Here is a 3,007-nt window from a genome sequence, read left to right as displayed (position 1 = left end):
GCGCCGATTGTATTAGTCGATGGCAAGCTTGTGAGTCAGGGCGCAGCACTTAATCGTGGTGTATTAACACAAGCTGTTGTCGATACCTATGCACGAAAGAAAAAAATTAAAGGCAATCACCTGTTTGGTAAAGCGAGTTGCCCGCATTGTCAGCGTGCCAAGCAGTATCTTAATGAAGCGAATATAGAATACCGTTATCACGATGTCGTGAAAGAACCGCGAGGGCTCTATGAGATGTTAGCGAGAGTTAAGCCCGTTGTCGGCTCTAAAACCCCGATTACTGTGCCGCAGATATGGATAGAGGGTGAGTATATTGGCGGCGCAGATCGGCTTAGCGAGTTACTGCATAGAGTCGTTGAGCCTAACCCTGATCGTGGCCAGTGTTCTTTGTCATCTGAGAGGCGATAAATTATTTGTTTGGTAGTGCTTGGGGGTGTTAACAATTACCGTTCGCTGCGAGATTCTGGTCCTTTTTCGCGCTGACGGCGTCGCGGTTCGTTGCACCCCAAGGGTACTTCCTCAGGAATGCTATCGGATTCCCTCAGGGCGCAATAAAACGACTATTACGCCTCACCGCGTCTCGCCTAAAGCGCCTACTGTTGGTGCCAGCACGATAGTGCCTCAGCATCACACCAACGAAGGCAATTGCTAACACCCCCTAGGCCGTTAATAAAAAAGGTAAATTAATATTGACGGCGATGGGTAAGTGGTCAGACGCACTTTCTGATAATACGCTCATTTTCTTTACCTTAAGTGATGGCGACAACAAGATGTGATCGATGTTTCGCATCGGTTTCCAACTCGGGAAAGTATCATAACGTTTGTCGGGCATGACTAGCTCGGCTCTCTCAGCAAAGCGATGTATCTCGTAACTTTGGCCAGTGCAGTTAAAATCTCCCATCACAGCAACGTGTGATTCGCCTTCTATCAGCTCAGCAATAAAACCAAGTTGTATTATCCGTGCCTGGCGACTTAAGGCGAGATGTAAAACCACGATAGTGATATGGTCTTCTTCGTTGCCATAGCGCGCGACCATGGCGCCACGACCCGGGATGCGACCGGGGAGTTTGTGTTGACGCACATCGAGAGGTTTTAGCCTGCTTAACATGCCATTACTATGATGGGCAAAGCGCCCTATCTGACGATTACTTTGATGCCACCAATAAGGAAAGTCTGCTTGTTTAGCAATATATTCGGTTTGATTGGTATGCGCGCTGCGTATACTGCCTGCATCCGCCTCTTGTAAGGCGACTATGTCATAAGGTGTTATTGTTTTTGCAATTGCATCTAAATTACTAAAGCTATCAGGATGCGGCAAAATATGACGCCAACTTCTCGTTAGGTAGTGGCGAAAGCGATTCGCCCCCGTAGCAACTTGAATATTATAACTGAGTAAATTTAATTCACGTAGCATGATGGGCTCTTCGTTAGCCGCATGTATCGTGTTTAGGTTGGACATACTAGCGCCCCAAGTTTTTCGGTGAGCTTGAGGTTCTCGCTATAGTCGACTGGACAATCGATGATTGATACAACCTCATCAGATAAGGCTTTTTCTAGGGTAGGCAATAAATCTTCTGCTTGCTCAATTCGGTAGCCTTTGGCGCCAAAAGATTCTGCATATTTAACAAAATCAGGATTATTAAAGTGGACGTTAGAAGTGCGGCCAAATTGGTTTTTCTGTTTCCATTCAATCAGACCGTAGCTGGCATCATTCCAGATTAATATGACAATGGGGGCATTGAGGCGCATGGCAGTCTCAATTTCTTGTGAGTTCATCAGAAAACCGGCATCACCGGTAACGGCAACGATACGTTTTTTGGGATAAATCAGTTTGGCGGCGACAGCGCCCGGCACAGCAATACCCATACTGGCAAAGCCGTTAGAAATAATACAGGTGTTGGGGCGTTCACAGCGGAACATGCGCGCCATCCACATTTTATGGGCGCCGACATCGCAAATAACGATGTCATCAAGGGTCATGGCGGTACGTAGGTCCCAGATGATTTTTTGTGGCTTGATGGGGAAGCCATCATCTTTGCTGTATTCGTTCATCTCTTTAGTGAGCATACGACGTAGATGGCCAAATTGCTGGCCGCTGTGTGGTGTAGCAATCTCAGCAATACGATCAAGACTCAGTTTAATATCACCATTAACGCCAACGTCGACAATGTAATGGGCATCAACCTCGGTAGGCGACATGTCGATATGAACAATCTTTCGGTCTTTGGTCGGGTGCCATAAATGGGGGTGATACTCGACCAAATCATAGCCAATACAAATAATCACATCAGCCTGGTCAAAACCCAGGTTGAGATAATCGTAAGTTTGCAGGCCAGCAGTGCCTAACGCCATGGGGTGCTTAAAGGGAATCACACCTTTGGCCATAAAGGTATTGGTGACGGGGATGTTAAGTTTGTGCGCGAAGTTTGCCAGTTGTGTCCAGGCACTTTCTCTGACGACACCATTGCCGGCGAGAATAATGGGGTGTTTGGCTGCAGAAATAGTGTTAGCCGCGGCGGTGATGCGCTCTTGTGAAGGTTCTGGTGCGCTAGGTTGTTGCACTGTTAATGGCGCATCTTCGATCGGCATTGGCGCAAGGTTTTCAGGAAATTCGATAAAACAAGCACCAGGCTTTTCGGTTTGCGCCAATTTAAAGGCCTTGCGGATGATTTCGCTGATGACATTCGGCGTTAAAATCCGCACGGAATATTTTGTCAGTGGTTTAAACACCGCTTGCAGGTCGAGTACCTGATGTGATTCTTTGTGTAGGCGGTTGGTGCCTGCCTGGCCAGCGATGGCGACGAGTGGCGCGTAATCCATATTGGCATCGGCGACGCCGGTAATAAGATTGGTGGCGCCGGGGCCAAGGGTGGAGAGACAGACGCCGGTACGGCCGGTCAGGCGGCCATAGACATCGGCATAAACGCCGCGCCTTGTTCGTGGCGCACCGTAATAAATTTAATGGGCGAGTCTAGCAGGGCATCCATCAGGTCGAGATTTTCTTCGC

The 3,007-nt window shown here is 48.3% G+C and carries 2 protein-coding genes and 1 pseudogene; 1 reads left to right on the top strand and 2 read right to left on the bottom strand.

Annotation, left to right across the window (positions count from 1 at the left end):
* The coding region (locus JKY90_08535) for a glutaredoxin (GenBank protein MBL4852304.1) at nucleotides 1–408 on the top strand (408 nt) is incomplete at its 5' end.
* Nucleotides 409–658: 250 nt separating this feature from the next.
* Here the strand turns inward: JKY90_08535 and JKY90_08530 are convergent.
* Both JKY90_08530 and JKY90_08525 read right to left on the bottom strand, forming a co-directional pair.
* Nucleotides 659–1,414 (bottom strand): endonuclease/exonuclease/phosphatase family protein, encoded by a 756-nt coding sequence (locus JKY90_08530; GenBank protein ID MBL4852303.1) that lies wholly within the window; start codon nucleotides 1,412–1,414, stop codon nucleotides 659–661.
* Nucleotides 1,415–1,446: 32 nt separating this feature from the next.
* Nucleotides 1,447–3,007: pseudogene (locus JKY90_08525) on the bottom strand (acetolactate synthase large subunit).

The organism is Gammaproteobacteria bacterium (genome assembly GCA_016765075.1).
Lineage (GTDB): Bacteria > Pseudomonadota > Gammaproteobacteria.
Note: the sequence above shows the minus strand (reverse complement) of the source record. Positions and strands in the feature narration are given on the sequence as shown.

Coding starts and splice junctions, on each gene's coding strand:
- JKY90_08530 (MBL4852303.1), bottom strand. CDS start 1,414: ATGCTACGTGAATTAAATTTACTCAGTTATAATATTCAAGTTGCTACG.